The 14,013-nt window shown below is 44.2% G+C and carries 15 protein-coding genes and 1 other RNA gene; 7 read left to right on the top strand and 9 right to left on the bottom strand.

Going from position 1 to position 14,013, the window contains the following annotated elements; all coding sequences use genetic code 11:
* Nucleotides 1–3: 3 nt before the first annotated feature.
* The 3 genes from ABWT76_RS03565 to ABWT76_RS03575 all read left to right on the top strand — a co-directional run bounded on the left by ABWT76_RS03565 (nucleotide 4) and on the right by ABWT76_RS03575 (nucleotide 2,149).
* Complete coding sequence (locus ABWT76_RS03565; protein ID WP_190880069.1) at nucleotides 4–1,161, top strand: 5-(carboxyamino)imidazole ribonucleotide synthase; 1,158 nt, start codon at nucleotides 4–6, stop codon at nucleotides 1,159–1,161.
* 70 nt (nucleotides 1,162–1,231) lie between these two features.
* A non-coding RNA gene (gene ssrS / locus ABWT76_RS03570) (6S RNA) lies at nucleotides 1,232–1,417 on the top strand.
* 384 nt (nucleotides 1,418–1,801) lie between these two features.
* On the top strand, nucleotides 1,802–2,149 hold the full coding sequence (locus tag ABWT76_RS03575; RefSeq protein ID WP_054469274.1) for a hypothetical protein: 348 nt from the start codon (nucleotides 1,802–1,804) through the stop codon (nucleotides 2,147–2,149).
* Nucleotides 2,150–2,285: 136 nt separating this feature from the next.
* Here the strand turns inward: ABWT76_RS03575 and ABWT76_RS03580 are convergent, their stop codons facing one another.
* From ABWT76_RS03580 to ABWT76_RS03595, 4 genes are all read right to left on the bottom strand, one after another.
* Nucleotides 2,286–4,697 (bottom strand): cation-translocating P-type ATPase, encoded by a 2,412-nt coding sequence (locus ABWT76_RS03580; protein WP_190880067.1) that lies wholly within the window; start codon nucleotides 4,695–4,697, stop codon nucleotides 2,286–2,288.
* An 85-nt stretch (nucleotides 4,698–4,782) separates the two neighbouring features.
* Nucleotides 4,783–5,493 (bottom strand): helix-hairpin-helix domain-containing protein, encoded by a 711-nt coding sequence (locus tag ABWT76_RS03585; protein WP_313890680.1) that lies wholly within the window; start codon nucleotides 5,491–5,493, stop codon nucleotides 4,783–4,785.
* 24 nt (nucleotides 5,494–5,517) lie between these two features.
* The gene (locus ABWT76_RS03590) at nucleotides 5,518–5,874 is read right to left on the bottom strand and encodes an NINE protein (RefSeq protein WP_054469254.1); all 357 of its coding nucleotides are present in this window, start codon (nucleotides 5,872–5,874) and stop codon (nucleotides 5,518–5,520) included.
* A 120-nt stretch (nucleotides 5,875–5,994) separates the two neighbouring features.
* Nucleotides 5,995–6,210: a hypothetical protein gene (locus ABWT76_RS03595; protein WP_054469253.1), complete on the bottom strand. Its 216-nt coding sequence runs from the start codon at nucleotides 6,208–6,210 to the stop codon at nucleotides 5,995–5,997.
* 618 nt (nucleotides 6,211–6,828) lie between these two features.
* On the opposite strand from ABWT76_RS03595, the gene ABWT76_RS03600 reads away from it, so the two are divergent.
* Nucleotides 6,829–7,386 carry a manganese efflux pump MntP family protein gene (locus ABWT76_RS03600; protein WP_054469252.1) on the top strand — a complete coding sequence of 186 codons (558 nt, stop codon included), beginning with the start codon at nucleotides 6,829–6,831 and terminating at the stop codon, nucleotides 7,384–7,386.
* A 133-nt stretch (nucleotides 7,387–7,519) separates the two neighbouring features.
* Here the strand turns inward: ABWT76_RS03600 and ABWT76_RS03605 are convergent, their stop codons facing one another.
* The 4 genes from ABWT76_RS03605 to ABWT76_RS03620 form a co-directional block, all read right to left on the bottom strand.
* Nucleotides 7,520–7,732: a hypothetical protein gene (locus ABWT76_RS03605; protein WP_054469251.1), complete on the bottom strand. Its 213-nt coding sequence runs from the start codon at nucleotides 7,730–7,732 to the stop codon at nucleotides 7,520–7,522.
* A 338-nt stretch (nucleotides 7,733–8,070) separates the two neighbouring features.
* A complete protein-coding gene (locus ABWT76_RS03610) occupies nucleotides 8,071–8,838 on the bottom strand; it encodes a calcium-binding protein (protein WP_190880066.1) in 768 nt (255 codons plus the stop codon).
* Complete coding sequence (locus ABWT76_RS03615) at nucleotides 8,753–9,340, bottom strand: DUF11 domain-containing protein (RefSeq protein ID WP_190880064.1); 588 nt, start codon at nucleotides 9,338–9,340, stop codon at nucleotides 8,753–8,755. The genes ABWT76_RS03610 and ABWT76_RS03615 overlap by 86 nt, the downstream gene beginning before the upstream one ends.
* Before the next feature lie 129 nt (nucleotides 9,341–9,469).
* Nucleotides 9,470–10,330 (bottom strand): DUF4347 domain-containing protein, encoded by an 861-nt coding sequence (locus ABWT76_RS03620; protein ID WP_190880087.1) that lies wholly within the window; start codon nucleotides 10,328–10,330, stop codon nucleotides 9,470–9,472.
* Between the two features lie 934 nt (nucleotides 10,331–11,264).
* Here ABWT76_RS03620 and ABWT76_RS03625 point away from each other — a divergent pair.
* Nucleotides 11,265–11,951, top strand: coding sequence for a M15 family metallopeptidase (locus ABWT76_RS03625; protein ID WP_054469246.1), 687 nt, complete (start codon nucleotides 11,265–11,267; stop codon nucleotides 11,949–11,951).
* A 10-nt stretch (nucleotides 11,952–11,961) separates the two neighbouring features.
* Here ABWT76_RS03625 and csaB read toward each other — a convergent pair whose 3' ends face one another.
* Nucleotides 11,962–13,008, bottom strand: coding sequence for a polysaccharide pyruvyl transferase CsaB (csaB, locus tag ABWT76_RS03630; RefSeq protein WP_369817797.1), 1,047 nt, complete (start codon nucleotides 13,006–13,008; stop codon nucleotides 11,962–11,964).
* 187 nt (nucleotides 13,009–13,195) lie between these two features.
* On the opposite strand from csaB, the gene ABWT76_RS03635 reads away from it, so the two are divergent.
* Both ABWT76_RS03635 and ABWT76_RS03640 read left to right on the top strand, forming a co-directional pair.
* Entirely contained in the window at nucleotides 13,196–13,498 is a 303-nt protein-coding gene (locus tag ABWT76_RS03635) for a DUF2499 domain-containing protein (protein ID WP_054469244.1), read from the top strand.
* A 163-nt stretch (nucleotides 13,499–13,661) separates the two neighbouring features.
* Entirely contained in the window at nucleotides 13,662–13,961 is a 300-nt protein-coding gene (locus ABWT76_RS03640; protein ID WP_190880062.1) for a DUF3593 domain-containing protein, read from the top strand.
* The last annotated feature ends 52 nt before the right edge of the window (nucleotides 13,962–14,013 follow it).

The raw sequence follows: 14,013 nt of genomic DNA on the forward strand, positions 1-14,013 counted from the left end.
GTTATGAAACGAATCGGAGTCATCGGTGGCGGACAACTTGCTTGGATGATGGCAAGTGCGGCCAAAAAATTGGGTGTGTCCTTAGTGGTGCAGACACCCCATCTCACAGACCCCGCAGTTCCCCTTGCTTCAGACGTAATCCAAGCCGCGATCGCCGATGGGTCAGCCACGGCCCAGTTAGCCAAAATCTGTGATGTGATTACCTTTGAAAACGAGTTTGTGGATCTCGATGCTTTAGGGAAACTCGAACAACAGGGAATTTGTTTTCGACCCAAGCTATCCGTCTTAGCCCCTTTGCTGGATAAATACGATCAGCGATGCTACTTACGAGACATTGGGCTACCCGTCCCCAAATTTATCGCCGTGGAAAACCGGGAATCCTTCGCCCAACTAGGGGCGGAAATTGGTTGGCCATTGGTAATGAAAGCCCGACGCCACGGCTATGACGGCCAAGGGACGGTGATTCTGCGGGATTTGCCTGCCTTAGAAGCCGCTTGGGAAAAATGGGGCTGTCCGTCAGTATTAATAGAAGAGTTTGTGCCGTTTGAGCAAGAATTAGCGATCGTTGCGGCGCGATCGCCCTCTGGGGAAATAGCCATTTATCCCATTGTCCAAACCCAACAGGAAAATCAAGTCTGTCACCGAGTCATTGTTCCCGCAGACATTTCCCCTGCCTTGGCGACAGAGTGCCAACAGATTGCCCAAACCTTACTCAATAGTCTAGAAGCCGTGGGCATCTTTGGCATTGAACTCTTTTTAGCCCCAGGCGATCGCCTATTAGTCAATGAAATCGCCCCACGGACGCACAACTCCGGCCACTTCAGCCAAGACGGGGCAAAAACCTGCCAATTTGAGCAACATCTCCGGGCCGTCAGTGACTTGCCCCTGGGCAGTACCGAACTCATCGGCCAAGGCGCCCTCATGGTCAACCTCTTGGGATATGAATCCTCCCATGACGACTATCAAGCCAAACGACAACAACTGGCGCAAATTCCCAGCGCCCGCGTCCACTGGTACGGCAAAAGCGAATCCCGTCCGGGACGTAAACTCGGTCATGTCAATGTCGTCCTTGACCAAAAAACCGACCATGAACCCGTATCTGCCACCCTGAGTAAAATTGCTCAAACCATAGAATCGATTTGGTATCCTCATCAGGATTAGCAAACAGGATTAGCAAATATTTTTGTTGGGACTATTGCAATAAAAACCAAATTCGGTACAATAGAAACAGGTAAAGCTGCAACGTTGGTGACTGCCAATACTGTTTTATGATCTATGCTTTATCTATAAGGGAACCAAAAATAGATCCAGTGGCAGTAGACCGAGCTTGTACTCGGAAACTTTAAACAGGACATAATGTTCCCACCTGACGTTCGTCAGGTCAAAAACTGAGGTAAAACGGCGTTGCGGTGAGCCATTTCCCCTTAACTAGCAGGTGCTAGAAAGGGGCTTTTTTTTATCTTGGTTTGGGAAGAGAGGGTGTGGGGCCGCCATCGGCCGCCATCGGCCGCCATCGGTGTGGGGGGAAGAGAGAAAAGAGAATAGAGAAAAGAGAATAGAGAATTTTCCTATGCATCCTATGCATCCTATGCATCCTATGCATCCTATGCATCCTCTCTTCCCCTACACCCTACACCCTACACCCTACACGACGGCGGCTTCCCCCTACACCCTACACCCTACACCCTACACCCCGCTCCCATGCAAATAACAAATAACGAATAACAAAATTAACCGATCTTCCGTTTACGGTTCGGTAAGATTATAATCTTGGATGTTCTATCGCCGAAAAAAATTGCTTATGGCTCGGTACACTAGCTTTTATCGTATTGCCTGCGATCCAGACCGTCTTGGACTATTGGTGGCAGATATTTTGCAGTCTTGTCATTTTCATATTCTTTATGAAAGTGATGATTACATCATGGCTAGAGAAATCTCAGCCGATGTGCCATTTTCTAAGCTAGTCACCGTAGAAGTTACCCTAACAAAAAAATACAAATACGATGAGGAAGTCCGGATGAATGTGGTAGTAAAAACTGATGCTTTACCTTTGCACGCAGATAATCATTGTCGGCAAATCTTTGATTTGATTTGCGAGGTGATTCACGATACTAGGCAGTGGCAAATTCTGGAACAAGCAGTGGGATAAAATTAAAAGAGAATGATATGAACGAGCCTCTCTCATTGATTGGATCGCAAACCCTGTTTAAAAAATTGGTTTAATAGGAAGTAGAGACGTTATCGCTAACGTCTCTACATAAAATCAGAAAGATGGTTCAAGGTGGCTAATTTTTCTGGGTTGTGATTGGTGAAAGTAATTTTGCCCGCCGCAATAGTAAAGAATTGGTGACAACACTCACGGAACTAAAGGCCATCATTGCCCCGGCTGTTGAGGGGCTGAGAATGATGCCCCATTGGGGTAAAAGTAGCCCCGCCGCAATGGGAATTCCTAGGGTATTGTAGACGAATGCCCAAAATAAGTTTTGGCGAATTTTGTTAAAGGTGGCGCGACTGAGTTGGATAGATTTCACTACATCAATTAAGCTGTTACGCATTAACACAATGCCCGCAGTTTCTACGGCTACGTCGGTACTGCCATGTAAGCTAATGCCAATGTCCGCTTGGGCTAAGGCTGGGGCGTCGTTGATGCCGTCGCCAACCATTGCTACTATATGACCGGCAGTTTGTAAGGTGCCGATCGCCTGGGCCTTGGCTGCGGGAAGGACACCGGCAAATACATCATTTTCCTCAATTCCCAGTTGTTGCGCGATCGCCTGGGCAGTTTCGGGGCGATCGCCGGTCAGCATGACGACCCGCAAACCCATGTCCTGTAAATTTTTTACGGTTTCTTTAGCATCCGGTCTAAGTTGGTCTTTGAGGGCAATGCATCCTCGCAGTTGATTTTCCAGGGCAACATAGACCAAGGTTTTACCTGAGAATGACTCATTTTCTGACTCATTTTCTGACTCATTTTCTAACTCATTTTCTACAGGTTCTAAGGTAATCCCATGCTGTTGTAACCATTGGGCAGTCCCCACGAGAACCTTTTCCCCGGCAACGGTGGCAGAAATCCCTAAACCCGGTTCGGTATAAAAGTCTTTAGCATCGAGAAGCGGTAAACCTTGCTGTTCGGCGGCTTGTAAAATTGCGATCGCCAGGGGGTGATTTGTCCCTTGTTCCGCGCTGGCAGCCAGTTGCAACAGTTTTTCCTGACTTTTCGCCCCTTCGCTAACTTCCCCTAGTAAAATACAATCTGTCACCACGGGATAACCAGCGGTGAGGGTGCCGGTTTTATCAAAAATTACGGTATCTAATTGTTTGACTCGTTCGAGAATATCTCCGCCGCGAATCAGTAAACCCTGTTCTGCCCCCACCCCAGTCCCGACTAAGATCGCGGTGGGTGTGGCAAGACCGAGGGCACAAGGACAGGCAATGACTAGGACGGCGATCGCTAATTTTAAACTTAATAATAGCGGTGAGGGGTGAACGGGCATTTCGGCGACATGGGTGAGGGAATGCCCCACAGCGATCGCGTCTGGCCAAATTTTGCTGCCTGCAAAGTACCAGAATAAAAAGGTGAAAGTGGCAATGGTCATTACCCCATAAGTAAAATAACCGGCCACTGTATCGGCTAATTGTTGAACTGGGGCTTTGCGAGTTTGGGCTTGTTCTACCAAACGGATAATTTGGGCCAGGGTGGTGTCCGACCCGGTACGAGTGACCCGGAAGGCGATCGCCCCGGACTGATTCAAACTCCCCCCGGTGACTATATCTCCTGGTTGTTTGGCTACGGGGATAGCTTCCCCAGTCAGCATCGATTCATTAACGCTGGTATTGCCGAGAACCACTTCCCCATCTACGGGGATTTTTTCTCCGGGCAATACTTGCAAAAATTCCCCAACTCGGACACGGTCGGCGGGAATTTCTATGGCGGATGCGGGATTTTGCAGGGTTTGGGCGTCGGCTGATTTGCCCAAAAGTCGGGCGGTGGTTGGTTTGAGGGTCAGCAATGCTTGTAATGAAGCAGCGGCGCGGTGTCTCGCCAGTTTTTCCAGGGTACGACCGAGGAGGATGAAACCCAGTAACATTACAGGTTCATCAAAGAAACATTCCCAGCCGAGTTTTGGATAAAGCAGGGCAACGGTACTGGCAAAATATGCACTCAAAGCGCCCAAACCCACTAAGGTGTTCATGTTGGGGCTGCCATGCCACCAACCGCGCCAACCGTCGAGGACGATCGCCCGTCCGGGAAGTAATAGGGCGGCGGTGGCGAGGCCAAAATGAAACCAAATTCCCCCCAGCCAAGGGAAATGAACGATATGTCCGACGCCAGAAAGGACGATCAGCAAGGCAGCGATCGCTAGTTGGGCAATAGTGGCGCGAATTTCTTGCTGTTGGCGTTTGATGACTTCCGTGTAGGGGCGATCGCCCATTAGTGGATTAAACGCCGGACGCGGTTGGGTGGGAAAACCCGTGGCGGTGAGGCGATCGGCCAGTTCCACGGGGTTGACTGCCCCGACTTGGCATTCCACCGCAGCCATTTCCGTCACCAGGTTCACACAAGCAGAAATCACCCCAGACTGTTGGGTTAACTGACGTTCCACCGCTTTGACACAGCCCGCACATTTCATTCCCCCCACGTCCAGGACGATGGTTTCTACAGGAATTTTTAGATTTATTTCCGAATTATTCACCATTAAATTTGCAAATTTGCGATATTTTGCGATCGATTTAAGTTTCTATTGCAGTTATAGCAACCTGCTAATTATAGATGCAAATCATCTAGAGAATTTGACGATAAAATTTTAAGGGTAATCCGGTGCGCCGCTTCACATCAATTACGGTTTTATAGTCGCCCCTTTGTTCGCGTTCGTTGACAATTTTCATGGCTACAGCAGAGTCAAGTCCGCAAGCGACTAACTCGGAAATTGAATGGGTATTTAACCGCCGCCAAGATAAGTCTAATTCTTTTTTATAGTCGTAAGTAAAGGTAATCAACGGGGTAATTCGCTTGACGGTACTTTCGGGAATTCCCACCAAGTCGGTTAATTCCTCTGGGTCGGTAAAAATATAGCCTTCATTGCGTAAAGCTTCAATATCATTGGCATAGACAATGGGCAGTTCTAATTGATAAACCAGTTCGTTTTTAGAACATTGATTGATGTCAAGTTTGTCCCGCAAACCGGCAATTATTGACGAGGTTACTGCATCCTCTGGTAAGGGCAAGTGCTTGGGATAGGTTTTAATCAAAAAGGGTTTTCTGAGATAAAATGCTAACCCAATTTGCGTCAACCAAATCGGCAGAAACCAGGGAGTTTCTGTTAAAAATAATGCCCCCCCGGTTAACGTTAATCCCAAGGCGATCCAAGAGTTGGTCTTGGTTTTTTCCCCGGCAAAGGCGATCGCCAATCCGCCAAACCCTGGAACCGCAGACCACCAGACCCATTTGGGAATTTGTTGAAACCAATTTGAATTATTTTGTGGCACTTTCACTTAATCTATTTGATTCGCTATATTCTACAAGTTATTTAATAATTTTTGGCGTTTTTCTTCATATTCTTCCGCCGTAATCACTCCTTCCTCATATAATTTTTTCAATTCAAATAAGGTTTGGGTAACCCGATCAGCAGAAAGTCCGGGCTGGGAATTGCTGTAATTCTGAGGCAGCATTGACCAATTATATTTTCGGTTAAAGGCTTCTTCAGATGTGAGGACTAACCCAATAAAATCAAAAATTGCTAAAATCGCCGGAATAAATGTCCAACTAAATAGGAAGTATAGCAAACCGGCTACATTATTTCCTAAGTAAAATTTATGAATGCCAATCCCACCTAAAAAAAAGGCAAGCAGAGCAGCAACCCATTTATTTTTCATAACCTTTCCTTGCAACTGTCAGTGATTGATTTTGGACACACTCCCGATGGTGCGGACGAAGCATTGGTGACTAAATCTTTGGCAGCCAATTAAAGATGATGGCGGCCAATAGTCCCCCCTCTACTTGATTTTATTAAATTTGCTTGATTTAGCTAAAAGAAAATAAATCCCCAGCAGACCAACGGGAATTTCCAGAATAATAAAATAACTTTTTAACAGAACAGATAGTCCGGTGGCGGAAGTTAAAGAAAACGCCAAGATGCCAAACCCTGCGTAGGGGATAAACCGCCAGAAGTTTAGATAGGCTTGGGTTAGGGGATGATGGGAGTCTGCCATATTGTTGCGCGACCAATTCTATATAAGTAGGACTTACGCAAATTGCTTTATACAACTGTTATTCAACCCTTTTAGGTTGGGGTGAGAAAGCGCGATCGCGCCCTACCAGATATAGAGGTAATGCGTAAGTCCTAATAATAATATTGTGACGCTCAACTGGCTGAAACGTCAAGGGATCCCCCCTGGGCGGTAGGGGCTGGGGGGATGAGGGGCTGGGGGCTGGGGGGCTGGGGAGAGTGAATAGTGAATAGTGAATAGTAAATAATGAATAGTGAATAATGAATAGTGAATAATGAATAGTGAATAGTGATAATTCTTTTGTACGGGCGTCCTTGCGAAGCATAATCCGTCAGGCTATATGGCCAGAAAGCCCCTACGACTTTTCACTTTCCCCGCGCCCCTGCGGGAATCAAAGGATTTGCTGTTAAGCCTTGGTTTTCCTATTTTGATTAGCTAGTTTTGATTAGCTAATCTGACCCAAAAATTCATTTTTATTTCACGGTTATTTCATTTTTATTTCATTTTTTGCCAATAAAAAAATTGCCTAAATTCAGAAAAAATTTGTGTTAGATTTATAGCAGAATAAAACCAGAATCAAACTTGAGTAGGGCATCGGTAATGGATCTCGTTAGTAGTATATTAATTGCTTTTGGTTTATCCGCAGATGCTTTTGCGGTGTCTGTGAGTAGTGGCATGACCCTCAAAGGGGTGAGAATTGAGGACGCCGTAAGAATTGCGACGTTTTTTGGCGGTTTTCAAGCGTTTATGCCGGTGGTCGGATGGTGGGCAGGGATGGGATTTCGCGATGCGATCGCCACCTTTGACCATTGGATTGCATTTGGTTTACTAGCTTTCATTGGTGGTAAAATGATTTATGAGGCGCTGCATCCCGATACGGATGAAGATAATGTTCGGGATACCCGCAATCTTTATACGTTATTGCTGTTAGCGATCGCCACCAGTATTGATGCGTTAGCGGTGGGTTTAGGATTTTCTTTGCTATCAATTTCTATCTCTTTGCCAGTGATTCTGATTGGTGTGATTACGTTTATGATGTCATTTTGTGGCGTTTTTTTGGGCAAAAAATTTGGCGAATTGTTTTCTAGTCAAGTAGAAATTATTGGCGGCTGTATTTTAATTTTGATTGGCACAAAAATTTTATTTGAACATCTATAATCATCGAAGCTGAAGTTTTAGGCAGAAGAATCAGAAACCGGGTTGCCTCGGCATCACCCATATGTTACGCAAAAGGGATAAAAAAGCCGGTTTCTGAGAACACTACATCAAGGAATTACGATTAACTGGAAGATTAATTTGGCTTGGGAGAATCTTTAGGTTTATCCACTTTTGTGGATGCCTTATTCATTCCAGATAACGTCCAAACCAAATCAACCATAAGTCCTTTGGCCAATGCTTTCATTTCCGCTTCAGATTCTTTCTCAAAATCTATAGAACCATTAGAATCAGAAAAATCTTGATTTCCTTCACTAGATTGCTGGTTTTGATTTATTTTTTCAGACATATTAGACATTTTCCTTTTGCTTGTTTGGAAATAGGTGATATTTCATCAGGAGGATTCAATGATGAAATTATGACTCGATCCAAGGGTTATCAGAGATTTATGCTAACCAAAAAAAGGTTTAGGTGAATTGCAACTGAAAGATGCGACCCTTTTGTAAAAAGAAGATAAAAACCCGGTTAAGTAAGAACGATTTAAGGGTTTTACCTTTGATAGGTATCCCCCTTTACTTCGCCTTTACCCCGAAGGGGGGAAACCGATCGCGGCGATCTTTTTACGACCATTTACTCCAATTGTATCAGTTCTGCCACGGGTTGACATTTACTCTTAACAATCATTCATTAACCTATCAGGACAAGATTATCTTGGGTTAATGAATCAACGTGAACCCCGATTAAACTGGCAATAGTTTGACCACCAACCAGAAGTAATGTACTGTTATGGTCTTGGGCAATTGTCAGTTGATCGAACGTTAGACCAGGGGCTAAATCAATCAAGTCAATGGCACTTTCATAGTCAGCGATGGTATCAATTCCCCCTTGGGTGTTTAAGATAAAAGCATCGCTGCCAGCACCGCCGATTAAACTATCATTACCGATGTTGCCAGCGAGAAAGTCGTTGCCATCACTACCTATGATGGTATCGTTGCCATGACCACCACAAATGGAGTCGTTACCCAAGTCCCCAGAGAGAAAGTCATCGCCAGCATCCCCATGAATAAGGTCATCGTCTTTGCCCCCGTAGACCGTATCATCACCGTCGTCCCCGGAAATAGAATCGTTACCCTCGCTGCCAAAAATCACGTCATTGCCAGCCCCCCCATAGATTAAATCACGACCATCTTGATCTCCCACATTAATATCGCTGACCCCACCAAAGATGGTGTCATCCCCCTGGTCGCCGATGACGGTATCGTTGCCGCGATCGCCATAAATTAAGTCTTCATCTTTGCCCCCAAAGGCAATATCATCATCTTTTCCGGCGTAAATAGTATCGTTGCCCTGATTACCATTAATAACATCATTACCTCGGTTGCAAAAAATTAGGTCTTGTTCCCCAGCCAAACCTATGGGAAATTCGCTGCCATTTCCCCCCGGAAATGGTATCATTATTTAATTCACCAAAAATGATGTAATTGTCATCATCACCGGAAATGCAATCATCATCTTTGCCCCCATTAATAAAATCATTGCCCTTGCCGCCATAGATAGTATCTTTGCCCTGATTTCCGTTAATCCAATCATCACTTGGCCTAGTATTTGTCACCGTAATGGTATAAGCGATCGCCTCTCCCGGCCCAGGAGTAATATTATTGACGGTTTTACTAACTTCTAAATCCGTACCAGGGGAAATCGTCGTAGTCAGGGTGCTGTCATTATTATTAATAACCGGATCTTCTGTGTTAGAAATGCTACTGGCAATATCCGTCAGTGAAGCCGCACTAGGAACCGTTAAAGCAATCACCGGGTCAATACTCTGAATTTTTATATTCTGTAATTCGTGAATGTTAGTAAAAAAGCCAGTAGTAGCCGCAAAGCCAAACTTGAAGGTCTCAGGAATTAGGCCGTTATTCGCTGCCGTAAGCTGAAAATTGATTAACTGTTCACTCAAGTCGGTAAAAACTCCATTATTATTAAAGTCAATGGCAACGATGATGCGATTGTCGGTGGTTAACTCGATTTGAACGCTTCGTTTAATGGCATTAGAGCGAGTAATGTTTGACCCCGGAAAATCTAAAGTCTAAGCCGGGTTAGGCAGATTAATTGTTTTGAGGTCTGGAGTTCCGGCTAAGTATCGATATTGTGTACTTTGACTCCCACGAATTGCTACAGAATCAGGAATTCTTCCGGTAGCTATACCCCCGGCATTTGTGGATAAAGTTGGCGATCGCCCTACCCGCAATTCATTATCATTAGAAAAATTCCCAAATTCATCAAATCCAACGCCTAAATAGCCACCGACTAACCCTGGGATTAAAGTTGGATTCGTACTGGATGTTTGTTTTTGGGCATAGCCCAAAGACCCACCAAAAGCACCGGCAGTTGTAGGGGAAGCTGTACCATCAATCAGAAAGAAACTAAAGCCATCCCCCGCATAATTAGGGCTGCCACCATAAGCAAACAAATCAAATGTAATCTTTAAACCAGCCCCAGAAGGAAATGGGGTATTATTAATCGCAAACGCGGACTGAAATGTACTATTATTAGTTAATCTTAAAACTCCAAAACCCTCTGCATCTTGCCCAGTCCCTTCTAACCCAGGAAAACCAGGAATAAGCCCTGCCGGGGCTGCGGTCAATTTGGGTGGTTGCGATCTTAAACCACTACCAAATATCCACTCCCCTTGTGGGATACTTCCGTTAAAAATTTCAGCCACATAAGTAGCCGCTAAAATACCAGAGTAGGCTTGGATAATTGGCAATTCAAAAGCTAAACTATCGGGAATTTCGCCCGGTTTAAATTCTAATGCCCAATCGCCCCCAAGTTTGGCAGAACCAGTTAGGTTTTTCGAGGCGACAATCTTGGCATTGGTTAACGCCGCAAGCTGATATAAAAAGTCTTGGTTTTTTGGGTTAGACTCATTAGCTATTTGGCAGCCGATGAATTACGGCATTTTATGTCAGGAATTTTTGCCAATTTTGTAGGCGATCGCTGTATTGGTTTTTGCCGCACTTAACTGGGTTTTGCCTAGATGAATAAGAATAACTCCGGATCTGCCATGAGAAACGATATAAAGTGTATAAATGTACCGAATATTTGCCTTTTTTTAATGAAAATAAATTCACATATTCAAGAAAAATTAATTTTTTTATTTATCTTAATCTTGAAAAAAAGTGTGAAATAGACATCGATTAAATGGATAATTTAAATAATAGTATATTTTCAATTTTTAACCATTAGCAAAATTATTTTTTACGTTAAATATTCCTAGCAATTTAAGTCGATAATTAACAGAAAAATCACGTTAATTTAACCAACATATTAATTAATTTGCTAAAAAATTTATATTTATGGTGTAAAAAAAGAGGTAAGCGAAGATATCCTAATAGGCGATATAGAGGCGATTAATCTTTATTTTTCAAAAATAATTTTAATTTATGTTTAACATAATCCAGCATTTTGCTCTAATCAAATTACCATCATGTTTCTTAAAACATAAAACAATGATTATGCAAGCTAAAATAGCGATAATTATTATTTTTTTCACGATTTTAATCGTTAAAAAAAACAATAATTATCAGCGATCGCAGGCAATTGAATGGCTGTAAATTTGCCTTACTCATATTTTTCTTGATATAAAGATTATGCTCGATTGTACTCAATTTTTTGAGGAACAACAAGTTTTATTAAGATTTGTTACAGGAAACTTGTCCAACGGAGTCTCGATCCGTCTGTTGAACCGGCACAAGGAAAAAACCGCATCCAAATGCCGGGTCAAACAGTCAAAATCGTTTATAATCCAAACTCAAAGCGAATCAATATGAAATTAACCGGAAATCCAACAACTATTGATCTGAGTTAGATCTGAATTAGAGATGAAACCCTACCAGCAAATAGCGATCGCCGAATGTGGGGAACCATTAATCCCCATTCCTGTGGATATTTTGGCCGTGGTGTCTCCACACCCGTATCAGCAACTCGGTGCTGACTATGGAACGCGATCACCCTACATGATGCGGCAGAGTGTCGTAGAAAAACTAATCGTCGCCCAAAACCAACTCCAACAAAAACTAGGATGGCGACTGCAAATTTTCGATGCCTATCGCCCTGTAGCGGTGCAACAATTCATGGTAGACCATACCTATCAAGAATTAATCCAAGCCCAAGGACTAACCGAAACAGAATTAACGGGCGATCGACAGCAAGCAATTCTCAAACAAGTTTATGAATTTTGGGCGCCTCCGAGTTTAGATCCAGCCACTCCCCCACCTCATAGCACCGGCGCCGCTGTGGATCTCAGCATAATCGATTCAATGGGTGAGCCGGTTAACATGGGTTCGCCAATTGACGAAGTATCCCCGCGTTCTTACCCAGATTATTTTGCCACAAGTGATAATTGCATCGAGCAACAATATCATCTACACCGCCAACTCTTATCTGAAGTGATGCAGTTTGCGGGATTTGTGCGTCACCCAAATGAATGGTGGCACTTTTGTTTCGGCGATCAAATGTGGGCTTGGTTGACGGGAAAGTTAACCGCAATATATGGGCGAGTGCAATAACCCAGTTCCCCTAATTCAATAAAACCTCATGTAGAAGTTCCTGGTGCATTCTTGCCCGGTCAACGATGGATTTAATTTTTATATCCGAAAGGGCTTGGCCATTGGTGTAATGTTCCAGCCAACTTTGGCTAATCAGATTCGGATCTTCCGGCAAGTTAGATAATTCCCAGCCAGGGATATTTATTTCTTTCATTAATTGACTCACTTTGGGGTCATAACTGAGCGCAAAACAGCGACATCCTTCGGCAGCGGCCATAATCAAACTGTGATAACGCATCCCAATGACCATTTCGACTCCCGGAAATAGACCTTTGATTTCTTGAGGGTCTTCTAGGGAGAAAATATGACTTTTACCGGGCAGTTGAGCATGAATTGATTGGGCAATTTCTTGGTCAAGAGAGGCTTGAAAAGGCACCAAAAGAATGCCGGTGTTTGTGGCTTTTTGAAAATCAATTAAGGCGCGGGTTAAGGTGGCTAAACGGGCAGGGGTGAGTTGGGGGTGCGATCGCAAATTTACCGCCACACGAGGCGCAGGTAAATTGATGGCGGGTTGGGGTAAAGGTTTGGCGGCCAGTGCCCACACAGGATCCGGCGCCATGACCAGCGGCGGAATTTGCCATTCTGATAATAACTGCGCTGACCCCGTATCTCGGACACTCACGGCATCACAACCGGCAAAAGCTTGTCGGGCTAAATTCCGGATCGCCGGTCGATTTAAAGGGCCGACTCCTTGGGCCCAAGCAATCGTTTTCAGACCCATTTGCTGGGCTAATCCCATCAAGCCAATATAATAGAGGGGGCTCAGGGCGCTAGTGACATCTTGAATTAAACTCCCACCGCCCCAAATAAAGGCATCGGATTGGCGCAATACTTTAAATACATCAAAGGCAGACATCCGATTACAAGCCGCGACTTGGTAGCGATCGCGGGTCTGTTGCGGATTGCCACTCAGCACACAAGGGGTACATTCTGAGGGCAACATTTGCAACAACGACGCCATCAAAGCCTCATCCCCCGCGTTGCCCTTACCGTAATATCCACAACAAACCACCCGCATTTTCATTTCTTCGACTTGCCCTTACTGCATGAATCAATTTCCGTTCGCGGACTTCGTGCCGGAGGGCACTTTACCACTCATATCATGTTGCGGGAACAGAAATTTTTTTTCCAGCGAATCTTTACGAGCTTTTGCCCGATGGTATGATTAATGGTTTGAATCGCACCAACAAAGAGTTAACATTATCATGCACGCTTTATCAATTCCTACTTGGATTATTCACGTCTCTAGCGTGATTGAATGGGTAGCAGCCATTTGGTTAGTTTGGAGATATGGCGAATTAACCGGCGATCGCTACTGGTGGCCTTTATCTTTTGCCATGTTACCCGCTTTCGTCAGCGCCTTATGTGCTTGCACCTGGCATTATTTTGACAATCCCACATCTTTAGAATGGCTTGTCACCCTGCAAGCTGCCATGACCGTCTTGGGGAATTGCACCCTTTGTGCCGCAGCCTGGTGGATATGGCGTTCCGTTCGCTTATCAAAATAGTAATTTAATAGGAATTTAATCGGAAGTAAACAGTAGTTAAATACTAATTTAGCATTCACCTTTCCTAAACAAACATTCATGGCATCCATGATTTTTCCAGAATCAACCATCATCAGAAATGAAAAATTTACCGGAAATTTACTGATATTTATGTGAGTTAATTATGATTTCTAAAGATACTTTATTTGCGGTTTCTCTGCTTCCTTATCTCGGTTTTTTATGGTTGATCACGCGATCGCGTCAGATGCCGCGTTTAGCATTAATTGGATTCTATGGCACTCTTGTATTTGTCGGAGTCACAATTCCAGCGGGAATTTATGCCAAAGTTGCTTACGGGGAAGCCTTAGCCAATATCGACTGGTTACATGGAAGTGCCGAAGTATTTCTTACCTTGGCAAATATTTTAATTGTCCTGGGATTTAGGCAAGCAGTAAAACGCCTGGAAAATTCAAACCAATCATAAATCACCAAAAATCACCAAAAATCACCAAAAAAAAGAGCGTGTCATTCGCTCT

The organism is Planktothricoides raciborskii GIHE-MW2, from assembly GCF_040564635.1.
Taxonomy (GTDB): Bacteria; Cyanobacteriota; Cyanobacteriia; order Cyanobacteriales; family Laspinemataceae; genus Planktothricoides; species Planktothricoides raciborskii.